Below are 5062 nucleotides of genomic sequence, written 5' to 3' on the forward strand. Positions count from 1 at the left end.
CTATGCGACTGCTTATCATGAACAGATAATCCACCCTTATTTAGACAAAGAGTGTTTTTTTCAGGAGCAGTGGGTTTTCGCAAAAGTATTGCCAGGGGCGCCGTGTGCGCTGGATTTTTATGTATCTCCCCCTGAAGAATGGGAAGAGAATGATAAGCTTAGAGCTGAACAGCACTTTATAGACTTTGATTTATCCAAACGGTACAGTATTCAAGCTGCCAATCTTGTTACTTTTATAGTGACAATACGAAGTACAATTATGAACGATAGTACAGCAGAGGAATTTAAAGCATTTCTCTCATCTTATATAGACTCACCTCTATTCATTAATCATTGGCAAGTTGTTTCATGTCAAGCTCTTGCGAATAGTGATTGGTTCTGTACAGAAGGGCACCTATAGTTTGAGTTAGTAAGAAATTCATACATTTAGCTAATTACTTTCAACTGCTTTGTTCCTGTCACAGAAAGGCTGCCTTTGGCGGCCTCTTCTATATGCCCGCTCCACCAGCTCATCATAGGGCGGCGGCGTTCAAGGTAGTCAGTTCGGTTATAGGCGCTACGCACTTGGTTATCATCAACGTGTGCCAGTGACGCTTCGATCAAGTCACGGTCAAAACCTTGTTCATTGAGTGTAGTACTTGCGAGAGACCGCAGACCGTGGCTAACTAATCTTCCCGCAAACCCCATACGTTTCAGAGCCATATTTGCCGTTTGGCTATTACAAGGCTTTTGCGGATCACGATCTGAAGGAAAAATAAAATCACGATGGCCACTTATCGGCTTGATCACTTCTAATATCGCCAGCATCTGCTCTGTGAGTGGGATCCGGTGCTCTCTTCTTTTTTTGGTTCTCTCCGCCGGGATAATCCATAGTTCGTTATCCCAGTCTATTTCATCCCATCGTGCAGCTGCCGCTTCTGCTGGCCGCGTCATGGTGTGTAGCTGCCATTCGATTAGGCACCGGGTAACTCGTTTGATATTCGCGTAAGCAAGCTTTTGCATTAACTCTGGTAGTTCATCGGGAGTTAACGCTGCCATATGGTTCTTTTTGGGCTTTTTAAATGCGACACCAATGCCCGATAGTGGATTAGCGTGGATAAGGCCACAGTTAACCGCGTAGTTCATCATTTCGTTTAGTCGTTGGACCAAGCGCTTTAATGTCTCTAGGCTGCCCGATGCTTCAATGGGCTTTAAGGCATCTATCACCATAGGGGCAGTGATTTTGGAAAGGGGAGTAGCGCCAAGCTTTGGAAAAATGTGACGTTCCAGAGAGCGCCATATGTCGGTCGCGTATCCCTCAGTCACTTGCTCTTTTTTCAGCTCGAACCACTGGTAGGCGACTTTCTCTACCGTATGTTCGGTGAGCGCAATCTCTTGCCTTTGTTGCTCTTCACGGTGTTCCTTAGGATCGATGTTTTGAGCGAGGAGGGCTCTTGCATCCATGGTCGCTTTACGCGCTTGAGACAGGGTAACAGTGGGATAGGCACCGAGGCTGAGGTTGGTGCGCTTTTTGGTGAATGGACGCAGGTAATTAAAAAGCCAAAGCTTAGAGCCGGTTGGTTTAACTCTTAGTCTGAGTCCGTCGCCATCATAGAGTAGGTACTCTTTACCTTCTGGCGTTGCTGCTTTTATCTTCTTATCCGTAAGCTTAGCTATGATTTTAGCCATAATGGGTACACCTCTCAGCCTCCATTTTCATCAGTGTACACCTCGGTGTACCTAAAAATCAAAGCGGTTGGTGGACCTCTATGGACCTTAATGAACGGTAAGTTATTGATTTTACGTTACTTAAGGCAATAAAAAAGACGTCCGTGGACGTCTTTGAATATAAAATTGGTGGAGCTGGCGGGAGTTGAACCCGCGTCCAGAATCAGTCTAACCGATGGCGCTACATGCTTAGTTTGTCTTTAGTCTCGTCAGAGTGCTGCGGACAAACACGCCACACAAAGACATACCCAACTTATGTTTAACGCTTCAGCTCTTGGGTCAAAGCCTCCACGCGATCCTGTTTGGTTTTGACTATCCTGATTCCCCGTCCTACAGGCGAAGGCTAGAGAGGATAGGCACTCAGCAGGTTATTAAGCTGCTAGTGCGTAGTTTTCGTCGTTTGCGACTATTTTTTTGCGGCTTTTTACGAGGCCAACCGCCCCTCGGCATGCTCCACGGGCCTTCTCAATCCTGTCGAATCCTGAATCAGCCCCAGAGTGTTGCGGCAGAGTCTAACACATTGATCTGCCGCGTCAACGATTACCGCGCTGAGTGTTTCATGATCCTGGATTTTTGACGCTGCCAGTCTCTGTCTTTCGCGGTATCACGTTTATCGTGTAATTTTTTACCTTTCGCTAAGCCTATTTTGAGCTTAGCAAATGATTTTTTCCAGTATAAAGACAATGCCACCACGGTGAAACCGTCTCGATTAACCTTACCCAGTAAGGTATCAAGCTCCCGCCGTTTGAGCAAGAGCTTACGGGTGCGCTGTGGATCAGCGACCACATGCGTGGAGGCGACATTCAGCGGGGTGATCGTTGCCCCGAACAAAAAGGCTTCCCCGTCTTTGAGCAACACATAGCTTTCGCTGATATTGGCTTTGCCCGATCGAAGTGCTTTCACTTCCCAACCTTGCAGCTCTAGCCCCGCTTCGAAGTCATCTTCAATAAAGTACTCAAAGCGTGCTTTTTTATTCAGCGCAATGGTGTTGCTATTTGCTTTGTTCTTTGCGTTTTTCTTAGCCATAGTCCGCGCATTATAAAGGCGATGTGTCGAAGAATGAAAGGATTATCGCATGCTGTTAGACAAACCGCATGACTTTCTTAGATATGCTAGCCGCTAACATTGGTGAAAGGCGACCTCAGTGGTATTATCTCGCGGTTAACTTTAAGGAGTCCCTATGCCGCAAATCATCCGCTCGGCTTTAGTGCCGTTCAGTGCTGAGCAAATGTTTGCCTTGGTGAACGATGTTGAAGCGTACCCCGAGTTTTTGCCCGGATGTGTGAGTACTCGATTGATAGAGCACACAGACTCAACCATGGTCGCTTCACTGGACGTGGCCAAAGCGGGCATAAAGAAGACGTTTACAACAAAAAATTACTTAACCGACAATGCGCGTATTGATATGACCTTAGTTGACGGTCCGTTTAAGCGTTTAAGTGGGGGGTGGCAATTTACGCCGTTGTCGAGTGATGCGTGTAAGATAGAGTTAAACCTTGAGTTTGAATTCACTAACCGTCTGGTGGAAGCAGCGTTTGGGCGCATTTTTAGTGAGTTAACCAGCAGTATGGTAAAAGCGTTTACAGAGCGAGCGAAAGCGATTTATGAGTGAAGAGACTCTGGTGCATGTGGAAGTGGTGTATCCGTTACCGAATGAGCAACGCATCTTTAATTGTGTCGTTAAGGCTGATACAAGTGTTGAAGAGATTATCCGCCAGTCGGGTATCTTGAGCGCGTACCCTGACATTGATTTGTCCACCAACAAAGTGGGTATTTTTAGCCGACCGGTGAAGCTTGACGCGCAAGTAAGAGAGGGTGATCGGATTGAGATCTATCGGCCACTCCAAGCTGATCCGAAGGAAATTCGCCGCCGTCGAGCTGAACGAGCGAAGCAAGAGGGCAAGGCCGATCCTGTGACAGGTGGACGGGTTGATACCAAGCGTAAGCGCTAACCGTCGAACACCGATGCTTGGCCTTGCTCAAGCGATAAATAATCACAGTAAAGGCGCCGATATCCGGCGCCTTTTAACGAGCCAATGGCTGTCACTGCTTATTGCACAGCCTCAAAAAACTGGTCGCCCGGCTCATAGTCACCACTCATGCTGACTAATTGATTATTATCATCAAACGAGAGCACTAAATCTTTTTGCGTTGGATCTTGGTGGCCCGGCTGTTGCCACTGTACGAAGTACCAAGTGTTTGGGTAGCCAGACTCAACCAACATCGGTGGGCCGAGAAGGAATTTGACCTGCTCTTTCGTCATGCCAAACTTCAATGAGTCTACGGCCTTTTCTTCAATATAGTTGCCTTGATTGATATCTACACGATAAACCAGTTTTTCGGCATAAGAGCAACCCATAATGGCAATCGCCATTAGAGAGGCAACGGCGGCTTTTTTCCAACCCATAGTTAATATCTTCACTGTCTCGTTGAGGGCAAATCACGTCACTCAGTACGTTTTGCAAGCGGTGCCTGCGGTGCATAGCGCGTCGAGTATAAACAAGCAGAGAATATATGTAAAAAACCTGCCAACGACTAGCGTTTGGAGGGGCATAACGTGAAAAAGTTCGCAATGGGAAAAGAAATAACCGAGGAAAGTGAACGTTGCACACTTCCCTCGAGCAAGCATGTGATCAATGCCGTGTTTTTTTAAGCGGCAATGAGCAGATCTTCGGCATTTGCTAAAGTACGCTCGGTAATTTCACTGCCACCAAGCAAACGGGCCAGCTCATTAATACGGGCCTGGTAATCGAGTGGGTACATGCGAGTGGTCGTCGTGCCTTGGTCAGTCTCTTTGGCGACAAACATTTGTTGATGACCACAGCCGGCAACTTGTGGCAAATGGGTGACACACATAACTTGGGTCGATTCGCCAAGCTGACGTAATAATTGACCCACAATGGCGGCGGTTGGCCCGCTAATACCGACATCAACCTCGTCAAAGATAAGGCTAGGTGTTTCCACTTTTTGTGCTGTAATCACTTGAATAGCGAGGGAGATCCGCGATAACTCACCACCTGATGCGACCTTTGCGAGTGGTTGTAAAGGCTGGCCGGGATTGGTCGAGACCAAAAATGCGACCGCATCGCCGCCTAGAGGACTTAGGTGGGTCTGTGCTTTATTTTCGACTTGGATTTCAAAACTGCCGTGTTCCATGCTGAGCTGATGCATGCTTTGGGTAATGAGTTTATTGAGCTCTTTGGCATAACGACGACGGCTTTTACTGAGCTTTTCTGCTGTGTCTAAACAGTCTGCGAATTGCTTGTCGACTTCGGCTTGAAGCTGCTCAATGGCCTCATCATTGTGCGCGAGTTTTTCTAGCTCCGTTATCAACTGTTGATGTGTGCTATACAGC

At 47.3% G+C, this 5062-nt stretch carries 5 protein-coding genes, 1 other RNA gene and 2 pseudogenes; 3 read left to right on the forward strand and 5 right to left on the reverse strand.

Annotated elements, in window-relative coordinates; translation table 11 throughout:
- Positions 1–400: pseudogene (locus BZG79_RS16555) on the forward strand (HNH endonuclease); the annotation flags it as partial.
- Between the two features lie 26 nt (positions 401–426).
- Here BZG79_RS16555 and BZG79_RS11465 read toward each other — a convergent pair.
- The 3 genes from BZG79_RS11465 to smpB all read right to left on the reverse strand — a co-directional run bounded on the left by BZG79_RS11465 (position 427) and on the right by smpB (position 2733).
- Positions 427–1668, reverse strand: coding sequence for an integrase domain-containing protein (locus BZG79_RS11465; protein ID WP_077774451.1), 1242 nt, complete (start codon positions 1666–1668; stop codon positions 427–429).
- Positions 1669–1834: 166 nt separating this feature from the next.
- Positions 1835–2201, reverse strand: a transfer-messenger RNA (tmRNA) gene (gene ssrA / locus BZG79_RS11470).
- Between the two features lie 46 nt (positions 2202–2247).
- Positions 2248–2733, reverse strand: coding sequence for an SsrA-binding protein SmpB (gene smpB, locus BZG79_RS11475; RefSeq protein WP_077461835.1), 486 nt, complete (start codon positions 2731–2733; stop codon positions 2248–2250).
- Positions 2734–2887: 154 nt separating this feature from the next.
- On the opposite strand from smpB, the gene BZG79_RS11480 reads away from it, so the two are divergent.
- Both BZG79_RS11480 and BZG79_RS11485 read left to right on the forward strand, forming a co-directional pair.
- Positions 2888–3319, forward strand: a complete 432-nt coding sequence (locus BZG79_RS11480) for an SRPBCC family protein (RefSeq protein WP_021024346.1) — start codon at positions 2888–2890, stop codon at positions 3317–3319.
- Positions 3312–3659, forward strand: coding sequence for an RnfH family protein (locus BZG79_RS11485; RefSeq protein WP_021024345.1), 348 nt, complete (start codon positions 3312–3314; stop codon positions 3657–3659). The genes BZG79_RS11480 and BZG79_RS11485 overlap by 8 nt, the downstream gene beginning before the upstream one ends.
- 98 nt (positions 3660–3757) lie before the next feature.
- Here the strand turns inward: BZG79_RS11485 and bamE are convergent, their stop codons facing one another.
- Together bamE and BZG79_RS11495 are read right to left on the reverse strand one after the other, a co-directional pair.
- Entirely contained in the window at positions 3758–4114 is a 357-nt protein-coding gene (gene bamE / locus BZG79_RS11490; RefSeq protein WP_021024344.1) for an outer membrane protein assembly factor BamE, read from the reverse strand.
- A gap of 242 nt (positions 4115–4356) precedes the next feature.
- Positions 4357–5062 (reverse strand): annotated as a pseudogene (locus BZG79_RS11495) (DNA repair protein RecN); the annotation flags it as partial.

Source organism: Salinivibrio sp. MA427, from assembly GCF_001996115.1.
In the GTDB taxonomy this organism is placed as follows: domain Bacteria; phylum Pseudomonadota; class Gammaproteobacteria; order Enterobacterales; family Vibrionaceae; genus Salinivibrio; species Salinivibrio costicola.

Bases quoted from the DNA above. Each gene is read 5' to 3' on its own strand.
- BZG79_RS11485 (WP_021024345.1), top strand. From the start codon at position 3,312: ATGAGTGAAGAGACTCTGGTGCATGTGGAAGTGGTGTATCCGTTACCG.
- smpB (WP_077461835.1), bottom strand. From the start codon at position 2,733: ATGGCTAAGAAAAACGCAAAGAACAAAGCAAATAGCAACACCATTGCG.
- BZG79_RS11465 (WP_077774451.1), bottom strand. From the start codon at position 1,668: ATGGCTAAAATCATAGCTAAGCTTACGGATAAGAAGATAAAAGCAGCA.
- bamE (WP_021024344.1), bottom strand. From the start codon at position 4,114: ATGGGTTGGAAAAAAGCCGCCGTTGCCTCTCTAATGGCGATTGCCATT.
- BZG79_RS11480 (WP_021024346.1), top strand. From the start codon at position 2,888: ATGCCGCAAATCATCCGCTCGGCTTTAGTGCCGTTCAGTGCTGAGCAA.